Annotated in this window: 14 protein-coding genes; 5 read left to right on the forward strand and 9 right to left on the reverse strand. The window is 71.4% G+C overall.

Annotation, left to right across the window (positions count from 1 at the left end):
* Positions 1 to 12: 12 nt before the first annotated feature.
* A complete protein-coding gene (locus ACZ4TW_RS11175) occupies positions 13 to 1,641 on the reverse strand; it encodes a RecQ family ATP-dependent DNA helicase (protein ID WP_465542790.1) in 1,629 nt (542 codons plus the stop codon).
* A gap of 233 nt (positions 1,642 to 1,874) precedes the next feature.
* Here ACZ4TW_RS11175 and ACZ4TW_RS11180 point away from each other — a divergent pair, with 233 nt between their 5' ends.
* Entirely contained in the window at positions 1,875 to 2,483 is a 609-nt protein-coding gene (locus ACZ4TW_RS11180) for an HdeD family acid-resistance protein (protein ID WP_465542791.1), read from the forward strand.
* A gap of 72 nt (positions 2,484 to 2,555) precedes the next feature.
* Here the strand turns inward: ACZ4TW_RS11180 and ACZ4TW_RS11185 are convergent, their stop codons facing one another.
* A complete protein-coding gene (locus ACZ4TW_RS11185; protein ID WP_465542792.1) occupies positions 2,556 to 3,323 on the reverse strand; it encodes an SDR family oxidoreductase in 768 nt (255 codons plus the stop codon).
* Between the two features lie 120 nt (positions 3,324 to 3,443).
* Here ACZ4TW_RS11185 and ACZ4TW_RS11190 point away from each other — a divergent pair, with 120 nt between their 5' ends.
* The 4 genes from ACZ4TW_RS11190 to ACZ4TW_RS11205 all read left to right on the forward strand — a co-directional run bounded on the left by ACZ4TW_RS11190 (position 3,444) and on the right by ACZ4TW_RS11205 (position 6,068).
* Positions 3,444 to 3,917, forward strand: coding sequence for an NfeD family protein (locus ACZ4TW_RS11190; RefSeq protein ID WP_465542793.1), 474 nt, complete (start codon positions 3,444 to 3,446; stop codon positions 3,915 to 3,917).
* 17 nt (positions 3,918 to 3,934) lie between these two features.
* The gene (locus tag ACZ4TW_RS11195; RefSeq protein ID WP_465542866.1) at positions 3,935 to 4,855 is read left to right on the forward strand and encodes an SPFH domain-containing protein; all 921 of its coding nucleotides are present in this window, start codon (positions 3,935 to 3,937) and stop codon (positions 4,853 to 4,855) included.
* Positions 4,856 to 4,863: 8 nt separating this feature from the next.
* Entirely contained in the window at positions 4,864 to 5,616 is a 753-nt protein-coding gene (locus ACZ4TW_RS11200) for a glycerophosphodiester phosphodiesterase (protein WP_465542794.1), read from the forward strand.
* Positions 5,617 to 5,702: 86 nt separating this feature from the next.
* Positions 5,703 to 6,068, forward strand: coding sequence for an RNA polymerase-binding protein RbpA (locus ACZ4TW_RS11205; protein ID WP_465542795.1), 366 nt, complete (start codon positions 5,703 to 5,705; stop codon positions 6,066 to 6,068).
* A gap of 92 nt (positions 6,069 to 6,160) precedes the next feature.
* Here the strand turns inward: ACZ4TW_RS11205 and lnt are convergent, their stop codons facing one another.
* From lnt to ACZ4TW_RS11240, 7 genes are all read right to left on the reverse strand, one after another.
* On the reverse strand, positions 6,161 to 7,669 hold the full coding sequence (gene lnt, locus ACZ4TW_RS11210) for an apolipoprotein N-acyltransferase (RefSeq protein ID WP_465542867.1): 1,509 nt from the start codon (positions 7,667 to 7,669) through the stop codon (positions 6,161 to 6,163).
* A 65-nt stretch (positions 7,670 to 7,734) separates the two neighbouring features.
* Entirely contained in the window at positions 7,735 to 10,170 is a 2,436-nt protein-coding gene (locus ACZ4TW_RS11215) for a DEAD/DEAH box helicase (protein WP_465542796.1), read from the reverse strand.
* Positions 10,171 to 10,182: 12 nt separating this feature from the next.
* Positions 10,183 to 10,947, reverse strand: a complete 765-nt coding sequence (gene tatC / locus ACZ4TW_RS11220; protein ID WP_465542868.1) for a twin-arginine translocase subunit TatC — start codon at positions 10,945 to 10,947, stop codon at positions 10,183 to 10,185.
* Positions 10,948 to 10,997: 50 nt separating this feature from the next.
* A complete protein-coding gene (gene tatA, locus ACZ4TW_RS11225) occupies positions 10,998 to 11,285 on the reverse strand; it encodes a twin-arginine translocase TatA/TatE family subunit (protein WP_465542797.1) in 288 nt (95 codons plus the stop codon).
* Between the two features lie 63 nt (positions 11,286 to 11,348).
* Positions 11,349 to 12,368, reverse strand: a complete 1,020-nt coding sequence (locus tag ACZ4TW_RS11230) for a helix-turn-helix transcriptional regulator (protein ID WP_465542798.1) — start codon at positions 12,366 to 12,368, stop codon at positions 11,349 to 11,351.
* Positions 12,365 to 13,384 carry a helix-turn-helix transcriptional regulator gene (locus tag ACZ4TW_RS11235; RefSeq protein ID WP_465542799.1) on the reverse strand — a complete coding sequence of 340 codons (1,020 nt, stop codon included), beginning with the start codon at positions 13,382 to 13,384 and terminating at the stop codon, positions 12,365 to 12,367. Before ACZ4TW_RS11235 ends, ACZ4TW_RS11230 begins: the two co-directional genes overlap by 4 nt.
* Positions 13,385 to 13,433: 49 nt before the next feature.
* Positions 13,434 to 14,381, reverse strand: coding sequence for an FKBP-type peptidyl-prolyl cis-trans isomerase (locus tag ACZ4TW_RS11240; protein WP_465542800.1), 948 nt, complete (start codon positions 14,379 to 14,381; stop codon positions 13,434 to 13,436).
* Positions 14,382 to 14,416: the final 35 nt, after the last annotated feature.

The following is a 14,416-nucleotide window of genomic DNA, read 5'->3' on the forward strand; positions in this document are numbered from 1 at the left end:
GCCGATGGGCCGTCAGCTCGCGCTCAGGAGGTCTCCCTCCTGCACGGCCGCGAGCGAGAGCACGCGGTAGCCCTCGTCGTCGAAGAACACGGTGATCCGGTCGGACTCGATGCTCATGACGCGCCCGTCGCCCCAGTCGCGATGACGCACGGTCTGGTCGAGGCGGTACTCGCCGCCTGCCGTGGACTGGGCGGACTCGTACGCCGATCCGCCGTCGCACGTGTCGCAGTTGCCGCAGGGGGCGCGCAGGTCGTCGCCGAAGTACTCCAGGAGCGCGGCGCGTCGGCATCTCGACGTCTCCGCATAGCCGCGGAGCATCGCGAGCCGCGACTCCTCGATACGCTTGCGGCGCTCGACCACCTCGTCGACCAGGGCCACCGCCGTCGCGGGATCGATCGCGTCGTGTGCCACGATGCCGTCATCGACGGCGGTCGCGGCATCCGCTTCGACGAGGATGTTCAGGATCGCGGTGACGGCTCGCGTGGGCAGGCCGAGCTCGGCTGCGAGGGCGCGGCCCGTCTGCGGTGCGCCGCTCGAGGAGAGCGCCGCGGCGACCGCGCGGACCCGATCCTCGCGAGGGCGGCCCGAGGCGAAGAACGCTCGCAGCCCCAGGTCTTCGGCACGGTAGTGCAGGGTCGCCCGGGACGGGCTCCCGTCACGACCGCCCCGGCCGACCTCCTGGTAGTACGCGTCGAGCGACTCGGTGACGTCGCCGTGCACGACGAAGCGCACGTTCGGCTTGTCGACGCCCATGCCGAACGCGCTCGTGGCGACCACGACGTCGAGCCCGTCGTGCAGGAACGCCTCGTGGACCGCGCGGCGCGCCCGGGCGGGCATCCCGCCGTGGTACGCGGCCGCGCGCAGGCCCTCCTCGGCGAACCGCTCCGCGAACCGCTCGGTGTCCTTCCGCGTCGCGACGTAGACGAGCCCCGGCTTCTCGGCGGCGACTGCCGACTCGATGACGGCGCGCTCCTTCGCCGCCTCGTCCTCGTGGCGCACGACCGCGAGGTGGATGTTGGGCCGGTCGAAGCCGCCGACCAGCACGCGGGGCTCGCGCAGCCCGAGGCGCTCGATGATCTCCTCGCGCACCGGAGCCGACCCGGTCGCCGTGAGCGCGACCACGCGCGGGCGGCCGACGGCGTCGATCGCCGCTCCGAGGCGCAGGTAGTCGGGCCGGAAGTCGTGGCCCCAGGACGACACGCAGTGCGCCTCGTCGACCACGAACAGCGACACCCCGAGACCGGCGAGCTCGTCGACGACCTCGGGCTTCGCGAGCTGCTCGGGGGCGAGGAACACGAACTCGGCCTCGCCGGACGCCACGGCCTCCCACGAGCGCTGGTTCGCGCCCTCGCTGTGCGCCGAGTTGACGGCCACCGCGGCGCCTTCGCCGGTGGCGCGCTCGAGGTGGCGGACCTGGTCGGCCTGGAGGGCGATCAGCGGCGAGACGACGACCGTGGGCCCGTCGAGCAGGTGCGCCGCGATCTGGTAGACCGCCGACTTGCCGTACCCGGTGGGCATCACGACGAGCACGTCGCGCCCCTCGACGACCGACTGGATCGCGTCGGCCTGGCCGGGCTTGAGCTCGCTCCAGCCGAAGCGGTCCCGGGCGATCTCGTGCATCCTGTCGGTCGGTCTCGTCACGCCACTCCCCTGTCGCCGGTCGGTCTCCCAAGTCTGTCGTACCCACGAGTGCTGCGACACTCCACAGGCGAGCGGATGGCGCGGCACGCCGCCGCGACCGGCCGGCCGGTTGAGGACACGATGCGGTCACGACACGCCGACGGCGGGACGAAAGGCTCCCCCGCCCGCCGGGTCGACGGCAATAGCCTGATGCCGAGCGCGCCAGTCGGGGCGTGCCGGAAGGAGTCGTCGGTATGTCGTCCCCGCAGTACAACAGCACCTTCGCCGCATTCTCGTTCGATTCCGCCGATCTGACGAAGTCGGCGGTCAACACCATCCGCGTCGCCCTGGGCGTCACGGGCGTGCTCGCCCTGATCGCCGGCATCTTCATCACGTTCTGGCCGAAGAACTCGGCGATCGTCCTCACTGTGATGCTGGGGATCTACTTCCTCATCGCCGGCCTCGCCTACGTCGGGCTCGGGATCTTCTCGAGGGGCCTCTCCGGCGGCGCGAGGGCGCTCGACATCATCCTCGGCGTGCTGTTCGTCATCGGCGGCATCCTCATGCTCGCGAACCCGACCGAGAGCGCCGTCGTGATCGGCATCTTCCTCGGGGTGCTCATCGGGATCCTGTGGATCATCGAGGGCGCCGTGGCGCTCGCGCAGTCCGGGAGCTCGTCGTCGAGGGGATGGAGCATCTTCTTCGGCATCCTGAGCATCGTCGCCGGCATCGTGCTGCTCTTCTCGCCGTTCTGGGGCGCTGCGATCCTCTTCTGGGTCACGGGCATCGCGCTTATCGTGCTCGGAATCGTGCAGATCGTGCGCGCGTTCACGTTCGGCCGGGGGCTGCAGCTCTCGAGCTGACACCGCCGTCGCGGTGCGACGCGACAGGGCCGGTCGGAACGCATCCGACCGGCCCCGTTCACGTGCACGGGCCTATTGCTCCGGCGCGAATCCCGAGACGTCGCCGACGTACCGCGTGTGGTCGGCCGGGACCGGCTCGACGGCGGCGGCGGCGACCTCGGCGGCGAACTCCGCGACGTTGTAGAGCCGGCCCGCATCCTCCTTGCGCGCGGCGATGGCGCCGGGGTTCGCGCGCTCGAGCAGCGTGGCGGTGATCGTGCCCTCGATCATGTCGCCCGAGACCACGACGAACTCGACGCCCGCGGCCTCGAACTCGGGCAGCCTCGCCCGGAGCGCATCCTCGCCGGCGCGCTTGGAGAGGGCCACGGGCTCGTACTCGGGCATGGTCGGCGTGGTGCGGATGAAGTGCGCCTGGTGGCTGGTCACGAACACGATGCGCGCGCCGTCGGCGAGGTGGGGCAGGGCGTTGTCGACGACGTTCACCTGCGCATCGCGATTGAGGCGCATGGCGTAGTCCTCGCCCATTCCGGACTCCATGCCGCCCGACGCGTTGAGCACGAGCAGGTCGATCGGTCCGAACTCGGCGACGGCCTGCTCGAACATCGACTGCACCGACGCCGAGTCCGTCAGGTCTGCCCCCACCGCGAGTGCACGCCCGCCCGCCGCCGTGATCTCGCCCACGATCTTCTCGGCGCGCGGGGCCTTGCTGCGGTAGTTGATCACCACGGCGGCGCCGGCCTCGGCGAGGTAGCGGGCGGTGTCGGCGCCGATGCCGCGGGACGAGCCCGTGACGAGGGCGACGCGACCGTCGAGCGATCCGGGGGCGAGCGGGTTGGTCACGGTGGGCTCCTCCATGGTGCGGATGTCGGCGCACGCGGACGCGCCGCACCGAGACTACCAACTCCCCCATCCGCTCCCCCCGCGCTGCTAGGTTCGTGACGGGGTCCAGAAGGAGACGAAGTGGATGTGCTGACGCAGTACGCGTGGATCGCCTGGCTCGTGCTGATCCTCGTATTCGCCACGATCGAGGTGTTCACCCTCGAGATGACCTTCCTCATGCTCGCGCTCGGCAGTGTGGCCGGCCTGCTCTCGGGGCTGACGGGCATCCCCTGGTGGGCGCAGTTCATCGTCGCGGCGGTCGTGTCGATCGCGCTCATCCTGGTGCTGCGTCCGCCCCTGCTCAGGATGCTGCGGCGCGGGGCCGATCCGGCGCGCAGCAACATCGACGCGCTGATCGGCGCCGACGGCGCGGTGGTCCGTACGGTGACGGCGACCGGCGGCCAGGTCAAGCTGCAGAACGGCGATGTGTGGACGGCGCGGCTCTCGCCCATCACCGACCAGGCCGATGTCGCCGTGGGCGAGCACGTGCTCGTGACCGGCATCGACGGGGCGACGGCGGTCGTCGTCCCGGTGGAGAGGAGCACGGACGCGTGAGCGAGGTCGGACCCGTCATCACCCTGATCGTCGTCCTCGCGATCGCGATCTTCGCGATCGTGGTGATCGCACGGTCGATCCGGATCGTGCCGCAGGCCTACGCGGGCGTGGTCGAACGGCTCGGCCGCTACCACAAGACGCTCACCCCCGGCCTGAACATCCTCGTGCCCTTCATCGACCGGCTCCTGCCGCTCGTCGACATGCGAGAGCAGGTCGTCTCGTTCCCACCGCAGCCGGTGATCACCGAGGACAACCTGGTGGTCTCGATCGACACGGTCGTCTACTTCCAGGTGACCGACGCGCGTGCCGCGACCTACGAGATCAACAATTACCTCGGCGCCGTCGAGCAGCTCACGACCACGACGCTGCGCAACGTGGTCGGCGGGCTCAACCTCGAGGAGGCCCTGACCAGCCGCGACAACATCAACGGCCAGCTGCGCATCGTGCTCGACGAGGCCACCGGCAAGTGGGGCATCCGCGTGTCCCGGGTCGAACTCAAGGCGATCGACCCGCCCCTCTCCATCCAGGACTCGATGGAGAAGCAGATGCGCGCCGAGCGCGACCGCCGCGCCGCCATCCTGACCGCCGAGGGCACGAAGCAGTCGGCGATCCTCGAGGCCGAGGGATCCCGGCAGGCCGCGATCCTCAAGGCCGAGGGCGATGCGAAGGCGGCGGTGCTGCGCGCCCAGGGCGAGGCCGAGGCGATCCTCACGGTCTTCGACGCGATCCACAAGGGCGACCCCGACCCGAAGCTGCTCGGCTACCAGTACCTGCAGATGCTCCCGCAGCTCGCCGAGGGGGCGTCGAACAAGCTCTGGATCATCCCGAGCGAGCTCACCGAGGCGCTCAAGGGCATCGGCCGCGCGTTCACGCCCAACGGCGACGGCGCGTCCGGACCCGGCGGCATCGGCGGCTCGCGGCCCGGCGGGTCCGCCTGACCGACCCGGTGTCCTCGCACTGGTTCGACCCGCCCCGGCCGCGCGTGCTCGCGCACCGCGGTCTCGCGTTGCAGGTTCCCGAGAACACGCTCGCCGCGTTCGAGCACGCGGTGCGTGCCGGGGCCACGTACCTCGAGACCGACGTGCACGTCAGCGCCGACGGCGCGGCCGTGCTGGCGCACGACCCGACGCTCGAACGCGTCGCCGCGCGGCGCGATGCGGTCGCGAGCCTCCCGCTCGCCGAGCTCCGCCGGGTCGACCTGGGCGGCGGCCACGGCTACGGCACGCTCGACGAGCTGCTGCACGCCTTCCCCAGGGCGCGTCTGAACATCGACGTGAAGGCGGATGCCGCGGTCCCGGCCACGATCGAGGCGGTCCGGCGCGCGAATGCGGGCAGCCGCGTGCTGCTCACGTCGTTCTCCGATGCGCGCCGACGACGGCTCGTCGCCGGTGTCCCCGAGGCGGCCACGTCGGCCGGCCGCACGTCCGTGCTGCGGGCGCGCGCGGCATCCGTCACCCGCAACGCGGCGCTCATGCGACGCGCGACCGCCGGTGTGGGGGCGCTGCAGATCCCCGAGCGGATCGGGCGGATGGCGCTGCTCTCCCCCGCACTCATCGGTGCCGCTCACGAGGCGGGCGTCGAGGTGCACGTCTGGACCGTCAACGACGAGGCCGACATGCGGCGCCTGCTCGCGCTCGGAGTCGACGGACTGGTGACCGACCGGGTCGACCTGGCCTTGCGGGTGGCCGCGGAAAACTGAGAGTTCCCCGGCAAAACACCAGCCGGTGGAAAGAAGACGCCCAGCTTGATCGTTTATACCTGATGAACGATCGAGAGGAGTACGCCATGGCGGACCGGAGCCTTCGGGGCATGCGAATCGGCGCGCAGAGCCTGCAGAGCGAGGACGGCGTCGTCTTCGCCGACCGTGCCGAGTACACGTACCAGTGCGAGACGTGCGGTCGCGAGACCACGATGGTCTTCTCGACCGAGGCCGAGATCCCCGAGACGTGGGAGTGCCGTCACTGCGGCAACTCCGCGGTGCTCCTGGTCGACTCCAAGCCGGTCGAGATCGACCGTTCAGGCGAGAAGGTCGCCCGTACCCACTGGGACATGCTGCTCGAGCGCCGCACGCGCGCCGAGCTCGAGGAGATCCTGCAGGAGCGCCTCAACTACCTGCGCGCCCGGCGTGGGCAGCAGAAGATCGGCGCATAGCGCCGCCTCCCCGCCGACGCCCCGCCCGGACCGCTTCCGGCGCGGGGCGTTTCGTCTGCCCGGTGCGCGACCCGGTTCGACGGGCCCCGATGTCACCGGCGAGTGCTGCGCCTGGCCGACCGGACGCCGGCGAACACCAGACCCGCGATGCTTCCGAGTCCGATGAGCGTGGGGACGATTCCGCCGAGCACCACCGCGGGAGTGAAGCCCGTCCGGAGCTCGACGTCGGTGACCATCGCCCCCGCCTCGTAGGCGGGCAGGGACTCGACGGTCCGACCGCTCGGGTCGATGACCTGGCTCGTGCCGACCGTCGAGATGTTCACGATCGACCGGCCGGTCTCGATGGCTCGCAGGCGTGCGATCGCGAGCTGCTGCTGGTTCTCGTCGGTTCCCCGGAAATCGGCGTTGTTCGTCTGGAGCAGGTACACCTCCGCGCCGTCGCGCGCGCCCTCCCAGATCAGTCCGTCGTAGATCACGTCGAAGCAGATCGCCAGGCCCGCGACCGTGCCGCCGAGGTCGAACACCGGCGGTTCCGTACCCGGGGAGTACCCGCGCTGGATCAGCCCGGTGAGTTCGGGGGCGAGCGCGTCGTAGAACCAGCGGTCGGGGATGTACTCGCCGAACGGCACGGGATTCCGCTTCGAGAACCGGTCCACCGCGCCGTCGCCGGCCTCCCACTGCAGGGAGGTGTTGAAGAAGCGCTCCTCGTCGTCGACCGTCACGGTGTTGAGCACGACCGGCGCACCGACCCGTTCGCTCAGGTCGTCGAAGATCCGCGCGACCTCGTCGCTGCGCGTGGGATCGATGTCGGAGCCGCCCTCCGGCCAGAGCAGCACGTCGATGCCGGGCTCGTCGAGGATCGGCTCGGTCGCGGCGAGCTGCGCCTCGAGCACGTCGCCGGGCTCGCGTTCGTCGAAGTAGCCCGAGGGGCCGTTCCCCTGCACGCTCGCGACCCGGAACTCGCCGTTCGGCACGGTCTGCCACGCCGGCACGGCCGCGGCGACGACGAGCAGTGCGGCGACGGGGATCGCGGTGCGCAGGTCGCGCCATCCGCGTGCCCTGACCCACTCGATGACGCCGGCGACGATCGCGACCATCACGAACCCGAGGCCCGACGAGCCGACCCAGGAGGCCATCTCGGCGAACGGACTCTCGGACTGGCTCTGCGCGGCGCGCCCCCACGGAAATCCGCCATAGGGCAGCGTTCCGTTCGCGGTCTCCCGCAGGACCCAGAGACCCGCGACGAGCAGTGGCAGGAGCACGAGGCGCGCCCACCGGGAACGCGTCGCCCGCGGCATCCAGCGATACGCCAGCGCGATGAGCACCGCGCCGCCCGCGACGAAGAGCGACTCGAGGATCGAGAGCGCCAGCCACGGCACCGGGCCGAGGTACAGCGAGGTCCACGACACGTGCGTCAGGTAGAACGCGAGGCCGAACGCGAGGCCGATGTGGAAGGCCGCCCACGACGACCGGCCGATGAGGCTCACGAGCGCCATCGCGATGCCGGCGAACGCGAGCGGCCACACGTTCGCGCCCGGGAAGCCGAGATCGTAGACGAACCCGCCGAGCGCCGACACCAGCAGCGCGGCCCACAGCGGCATCAACGGTCGCGCCGGGTCGACGGCCGGCTCGGCCGTCGCGGCGTCGGGCTGCGGCGGTGCGGCGCTCACGCCGCCGCCCCGTACGCGACGACGCCGCGGCGCACCGCGTCGATCGCCGCGCGGGCGGTGGCGCCGAGCTCGGCGTCGGCGACGATCGACACCTGGTCGAGCAGGTCGATCACCTGCTTGGCGAGTCGCACGAAGTCGCCCGCGGCGAGCTCGGTGTCGGCCAGGATGACGCCGAGCCCGACTCCCCGCGCCCACGCGTGCATCGCGGAGGCGAGCGCGGGCGAGGGCTGCTCGCTGCCCGGCAGGCGGTGGTCGCGTTCCACGTCGTCGAGCTCGCTCCACGCGTCGGTCGTGCGCTCGAACGCCTCGCGGAACGGACCCTTGGGGAGCCGGAACTGCATGCCTCGCTCGTCGCGACGCGGCTCGTACACGAGCGATGCGGCCATCGCCGCGAGCGACGGCACGTCGAGACGGTCCCAGTACCCGCGACGGAGCGACTCCGCCACCAGCAGGTCGCGCTCGCCGTAGATGCGCTTGAGCGTTCGGCCCGCGGCCGTGGAGGCGAGCCCGCCCCGCCCGTCGGACTCGAGGTAGCCGAGCTCCTCGAGCACCTCGGCCACGCGGTCGAACCGCTTCGCGACCTGCCCGGTCCGCGTGCGGATCTGCCGTGAGAGGTCGTCGTGATCCTTCTTGAGGCGCCACCAGCGTTCGGCCCATCGCGCGTGCTGTTCGCGCTCCGCGCAGCCGTGGCACGGGTGGGCGCGCAGGCGTTTGCGCTCGGCGGCGAGCTCGCGCTGCATCCGCTCGCGCTGCGCATGCGTCGGATTGCCCTTGGCCTGCTGCCGTTCGAGATCGCCGATGCGCCGGCGCATCGCCGCGTACTCGCCGAAGTCACCGAGGTGGCAGGCCATCGCCTGCTCGTACCCGGCCATCGACTCCTCCTGCTTGCGCAGGGTGCGGGCGAGGTCGACCACGGCGCGATCGGCCTGGAACTGCGCGAACGAGAGCTCGAGGACCTGGCGGGTCCGTTCGCGGCCGAACTGGTCCACCAGGTTGACGGCCATGTTGTACGTGGGGCTGAAGCTCGAGTTGAGCGGATAGCTGCGCCGCGAGGCGAGCGAGGCGACCGCCTCGGGGTCGAGTCCGTCCATCCACTGGATGACCGAGTGGCCCTCGACGTCGATGCCGCGTCGCCCCGCACGGCCGGTCAACTGCGTGTACTCCCCCGGCGTGATCGGGACGCGCGCCTCGCCGTTGAACTTCTCGAGCTTCTCGAGCACCACCGACCGCGCGGGCATGTTCACGCCGAGCGCGAGCGTCTCGGTGGCGAAGACGACCTTCAGGAGCTTGCGCTGGAAGAGGTCCTCCACGGTCTCCTTGAACGTGGGCAGCATGCCCGCGTGGTGCGCGGCGACCCCGCGCTGCAGGCCCTCGAGCCACTCCCAGTACCCGAGCACCGCGAGGTCGTCGTCGCGCAGCAGGCGCGCGCGCTCCTCGACGATCGCGCGGATCTCGTCGCGCTCGGCCGCATCGGTGAGGCGGATGCCGCTGCGCAGCACCTGGAGCACCGCCTGGTCGCACCCGGCGCGCGAGAAGATGAAGACGATCGCCGGCAGCAGGTGCTTGCTCCGCAGCAGCTCGACCACGTCGGAGCGCTCGGCGCGTCCGCCGCCGGCCCCCGGCCCCGGGCCGTGGAACCGGCCGCGATCGCTGCCGCGGCGGCCGCGCTGCGATCGGCCCTGGATCGACCGGCCGCCGGCCCGTGCGAGCCGCTGCAGCTCGGGGTTGACCCGGTGCGTGGCGGCCTGACCCGACGAGTCGAAGAGGTCGACGAGCTTGGTGCCTACCAGGGCGTGCTGCTCGAGCGGCACCGGTCGCTGCTCCGAGACGATCACGTCGGTGTCGCCGCGCACCGCCTGCAACCAGTCGCCGAACTCCTCGGCGTTCGACACCGTCGCGCTGAGCGAGACCAGCCGCACCTGCTCCGGGAGGTGGATGATGACCTCCTCCCACACGGCCCCGCGGAACCGGTCGGCGAGGTAGTGCACCTCGTCCATGACCACGTACGCGAGGCGGTCGAGCAACGGCGAGTCGGCGTAGAGCATGTTGCGCAGCACCTCGGTGGTCATCACCACGATGCGTGCTCCGGAGTTGATGTTCGTGTCGCCCGTGAGCAGGCCCACGTTGCGTGCACCCCAGGTCTCGACGAACTCCTGGTACTTCTGGTTCGACAGCGCCTTGATCGGCGTCGTGTAGAAGACCTTCTCGTCTCCGGCCTGCATCGCGAGGTGCACTGCGAACTCGGCGACCACGGTCTTGCCCGCGCCCGTTGGGGCCGCCACGAGCACGCTCCGTCCCTGGTCGAGCGCCCCGCAGGCGGCGCGCTGGAACGGGTCGAGGTCGAAGGAGAGACCGGCGGCGAACTCCTGCAGCCTGGGCTGTCTGCGCTGCTGCCGTGAGAGCGCGTAGCGCTCCGCCGGTGAGAGGCTCATCACCCCTCCAGCCTAGACAGCCGTGCCGAACTCCAGTTCATTGCGCTTTGCCACGCGCCGGTCGTGCAGGTACGCGATGCCGTACGCGGCGAAGTACAGGCCGATCATCGGGATCGCCAGCATGAACATCGAGACCACGTCGGCCGACGGCGTCGCGAAGGCCGTGAACAGCACGATCACGAGGATGGCGATACGCCAGGACTTGATGATCGAGGCCGCGCTCAGGATGCCGGCGAAGTTCAGCAGCACGATGAACACGGGCACGACGAACGCGATGCCGATCGCCACGACGAGCTTCAGCACGAAGTCGATGTACTCCTTCGCCGTGAGCAGCGTCTCGGCGCCCTCGGGGACGAAGCCCGTCATGAGCTTGACGATGTTCGGCAGCACGAACCAGCCGGCCGCGCAGCCCGCGAAGAAGAGCGGGATGGCGGTCGCGAAGAACGCGAAGGTGTACTTGCGCTCGCGCGTGTTCAGCCCGGGCACGAGGAACGCGAAGACCTGGTAGAGCCACACCGGGGCCGAGATCACGATGCCCAGCGTGAACGCGATCTGCAGCCGCAGGTCGAACGCACTGGAGATCGTCGGGAAGATGATGCCCGTCGATGCCGCGTCGGTGCCCTGCTGCGCCTCGACCACGAGGTTGACCGGCTCCTGGATCGCCTGCCACACGAACGCGTCCGTGAGCCACCAGCCGACGGCCATGCCGACGACGATCGCGATCGCGGAGCGGAAGAGGCGCTTGCGCAGCTCGATGAGATGCGCGCCGAGCGACATCCGCTTCTCGCGGTTCTTCTCCCCGCGATCCTTCACCGCGGTCATGCGGGTCAGGCGCTCGGGCCGGAGTCCGTGCGCTTGGGCTGCTCGACCTGAGCGGGAGTCGTCGACGCGGGCGTCGCCGTCGCGGACGGAGCGGGCGCCTGGGCGGCCGGGGCATTTGCCGCCGTGCCGTCGGTCGCCTCGGCATCGCCGTCGGAACGGACCTCGGTCTTCAGGATCTTCATCGACTGGCCCAGGCTCCGCGCGAGCGCGGGAAGCTTCGGCGCACCGAACAGCAGCAGGATCACCAGGAGGATGATCAGCGCGTGCCAACCGGTGAAGGCGTTTCCAAACATAGGTGCTCGTCCATTCTGGCGGGATGGTGCGGCCAGTCTACCTGCTCGCGAGGAGTGCGGTTCTCACGCTTCGGTCACGCCGTCACGGGGCTCCGACGACGCCTCGCCGTAGCCCGCGAGCCCGGCCGCGGCCCACTCGGCGACGGCCGCGCGGGCCTCCGGCGGGGCGACGACCGTCACCAGCCCGGGCAGCCCCGCCACCAGCCGCTTCAGGCCGTGCACGTGCGCGAGCCGGAGGGTCACCCGGAGACGGCCCTCGACCTCGGTGGTCTTCGCGTCGGCGAGGTAGTCCGCGAGGAGCGGCAGCGTCGCCGGCGCGACGTCGACCACGACCTCGAGGTCGTCGGGCGATGCCTGGAAGAGCGTCTCGGGGATGGCGCGGCCCGAGTGGTCGGCGATCGCCTCATCGGTGACCTCGAGGGCGCTCATGCGGTCGACGCGGAAGTTCCGTACGTCCTCGCGCGTGTGGTCGTACGCCTGCAGGTACCAGTCGGCGCCGAGGGACGCGATCCGCAGCGGGTCGACGCGCCGGCGGCGTCGTTCGCCGCGCGCGTTCAGGTAGTCGAACTCCAGCCGGTGGCCGGATGCCACGGCGCGGCGCACCGTCGCGAGGGACTCGTCGGCCGACTCCTCGGCCACCGCGAGCCGGCTCGGCGCGGCCGACGCCCCGGCCCGCAGCTTCTCGGTCAGCGCCGCGAGCGAGGCGCTGCCCGCGTTCTCGGGAAGCGCGGAGAGGTACTGCAGGCCGGCGATGAGCGCGGCGGCCTCCCGCGCCGAGAGCCGCGGCGCGTCGTCGATCGCGACGTGGTGGACGATGACGATGACGTCGTCCTCCTCGAACGAGTCCCAGTCGATGTCGAAGAGGTCGTTGGGCTGGTAGGTGCCGGTCGCGCCGGGCAGGCCCGACGTGGCGATGAGCATCACCGCGTCGCGGATCTCCTGCTCGCCGACGCCGAAGTGCGCGGCGGCCTCGGCGACGTCGACGACGCGCTGCTCGAGCAGGTAGGGCACGAGCGAGAGCAGGAAGACCAGCTTGTCGGGGGCGCGCAGGCCCGCAGGCCGCCGCACGGACGGTCCGCTCATGCGGCGCCTCCCGCGCGATGCGCCGACGCGACCGCCTCGAGCCGCTCGCGCACCGCCTCGCGCAGGGCCGCGGGCGCGAGCACGCGCACCTCCGGCCCGTACGAGGCGAGCTCGTCGGCGAAGATCGCCGCATCGGTGTAGTGCAGGCGGATGACGCCGGCATCCTCGTCGGCCGTGACGGCGCGCTTGCCGAGGCGGACCTCGGCATCGGATCCGGCACGCACGGCGAGGTCGGCGGCGTTCGCGAGCCGGAGCTCCTGCAGGTCGGCGAGGACGCGGTCCTGGATGTCGGCGGGCGGCGGATCGAAGGGGGCGCCGGGCAGCGTCTGCACGTCGCCCACGATCCGGGAGAGCAGGAACGTCCGCCCCGCCGCCGCGTCGACGTCGCGTCCGTGCAGGTGCCACCGCCCCTCGTGCAGCACGACCGCGTACGGCTCCACCGTGCGGACGCGCGGCTCGCGCTCGCCGGGCTTGAGGTAGCGGAACCGCACGCGCTGGGGCTTGTCGAGGGCCTGCCGGATCGGCTCGAACGCGGCATCCCGCACCCGCAACCGCGGCGCGTACCCGATGACGGGCTCGCGCGGCTCGATGCCGAGGGAACGCAGCTTGGTGAGCGCCCGCTGCGAGTCGGCCGACAGCGACGCCTCGCGCCATACCTCGGCGGCCAGGCCGAGCAACGCGAGCTCGTCGGGCGTGAACCGCACGTCGACCGGCAGGTCGTACTCGCCCTTCGGGATGCGGTAGCGCAGTGCCTGGTTGTCGCCGGGGCGATCGGGCGACTCGACCGTCTCGAGCGGGATGCCGAGGTCGCGGATGTCATCCTTGTCGCGCTCGAACTGGCGCTCGAGGTTCGCGTTCCCGCCGCGCGCGTCGTAGCGCTCGGCGTAGCCGCGCACCGTCGACAGGATCTCGGACTTCAGCAGCCCGGTCTCGGTCGCGAGCAGCGCGAGGACGAGGCTGAACAGCCGGTCCTCGACCGGGATCCTCGGCTCCCCCGAGCGCTTGGATGACGCCACGTCAGCGATCATACTGAAGCGCCCGCGGCGGCACGGCGGCCGCCGGCCGTCACACCACGCCGAGGATGTCGATCACGAAGAACAGCGTGGCGTCGCCCGGGATGCTTCCGCTGCCCTGCTCGCCGTAGCCGTCCTCGGGCGAGACGACCACGCCCACCTGCGAACCGACGGGCTGCCCGATCACCGCCTCGGCGAAGCCCGGGATGACCTCCGAATCGGCGTCGTCGCTCACGACGAACGAGGCGGGACCGCCCTGCTCCCAGCTGGAGTCGAAGACGCTGTTGTCGTCCCAGAGGACGCCCGTGTAGTGCACGACGACGCGGTCGCCCGACTCGACCTCCTCGCCGTGGCCTCGCTTGAGGACCTCGACCTGGGTGGTCTCGAACGGCTCGTCGTCGGGGACGGTGATGCCGGGCCGGCCGTCGGGCGCGGTCACGACCGCGGGGAAGCCGTCGCGGGTGATCTGCGGCGCGCCGTTCGCCCGCGTGAGGAACGCCTTCTGCACGTCGAAGACGACGACGAGGCTGTCGTCGGGCCCGATGCCGAACGAGTCGTTGCCCTCCTCGCCGAACGCGTCGGCGGGCGGCACGACGGCGACGACGCGGGACCCCTCGCTCGCGCACGAGAGTCCCTTGCGCAGGCCCGCGAGCGTGTTCTGCCCGAGCAGCACGGGCAGCGCCTCCTCGTCGCCGAAGCCCTGCGGCGCTTGGATCTCCTCGCCCGTCGCGCCGTTGTACACCGCGAGGCCGACGAGCGCCTGCTGGCCCTCGACGAGGCGCTCGCCATCGCCCTCGATCACCTCGGTGCACTGCGTCGTCTCGGGGGTGAGCGGCGTCGGGAAGTCCACGCGCGGTGCCTCGCCGAAGTCGCCGGTCACCTCGATGAGGTCGGACGACGCGCCGGCGGTCGCCTCGGGCTCGGGCGCCGGAGCGGTGCAGCCGGTGAGCGTGACCGCGAGGGCGGTCGCGGTGGCCATGAGTGCGAGCGGGAGGCGCACGGATCCTCGTTTCGTCGGATGGAGCACGGGCGGCA

The organism is Agromyces sp. NPDC029043, from assembly GCF_055564615.1.

Bases quoted from the DNA above. Each gene is read 5' to 3' on its own strand.
- ACZ4TW_RS11180 (WP_465542791.1), top strand. From the start codon at position 1,875: ATGTCGTCCCCGCAGTACAACAGCACCTTCGCCGCATTCTCGTTCGAT.
- ACZ4TW_RS11205 (WP_465542795.1), top strand. From the start codon at position 5,703: ATGGCGGACCGGAGCCTTCGGGGCATGCGAATCGGCGCGCAGAGCCTG.
- lnt (WP_465542867.1), bottom strand. From the start codon at position 7,669: ATGCCGCTGTGGGCCGCGCTGCTGGTGTCGGCGCTCGGCGGGTTCGTC.
- ACZ4TW_RS11215 (WP_465542796.1), bottom strand. From the start codon at position 10,170: ATGAGCCTCTCACCGGCGGAGCGCTACGCGCTCTCACGGCAGCAGCGC.
- tatC (WP_465542868.1), bottom strand. From the start codon at position 10,947: ATGTCGCTCGGCGCGCATCTCATCGAGCTGCGCAAGCGCCTCTTCCGC.
- tatA (WP_465542797.1), bottom strand. From the start codon at position 11,285: ATGTTTGGAAACGCCTTCACCGGTTGGCACGCGCTGATCATCCTCCTG.
- ACZ4TW_RS11230 (WP_465542798.1), bottom strand. From the start codon at position 12,368: ATGAGCGGACCGTCCGTGCGGCGGCCTGCGGGCCTGCGCGCCCCCGAC.